We start from the raw sequence: 401 nt of genomic DNA, 5'->3' as shown, positions 1-401 counted from the left end.
GGTTTATTTTTTTCTTTTTTTCTGAAGATTAAAAAGGAAAAAACCATTACAAAAATATATACAGATAAAACGAATGTTAAAAAGTCCATTTTTTTAAACCTCCCCCGAGTTTTTAATTATCTTTAGACCAGTTTTTAACAAATCCTGATAATTTTAAAACATCTTTATCGAAACTATCATATTTTTTAGACATCTCAATGTATTTATTGATCTTTTCTACTTGGTCAGGGTGGACCCCCTGTCTATACTTTCTTAAAAATTTATTTAGATCTCCAAACGCTTGATTTAAGTTTATAAAAATATTATTCTCATGAACTTGCTCGTGAACTGTTTTAGATAACATAACTACTTGTACATTATGATTATAATGTTCTTCAATAATAGTATCTGCTACTGTAAAC

The 401-nt window shown here is 26.4% G+C and carries 1 protein-coding gene; it reads right to left on the bottom strand.

Annotation, left to right across the window (positions count from 1 at the left end; genetic code table 11):
• Positions 1-112: 112 nt before the first annotated feature.
• The coding region (locus tag ETC00_RS20195) for a hypothetical protein (RefSeq protein WP_171567792.1) at positions 113-401 on the bottom strand (289 nt) is incomplete at its 5' end.

It is taken from the genome of Brevibacillus sp. MCWH, from assembly GCF_013096935.1.
In the GTDB taxonomy this organism is placed as follows: domain Bacteria; phylum Bacillota; class Bacilli; order Brevibacillales; family Brevibacillaceae; genus Brevibacillus; species Brevibacillus aydinogluensis.
Note: the sequence above shows the minus strand (reverse complement) of the source record. Positions and strands in the feature narration are given on the sequence as shown.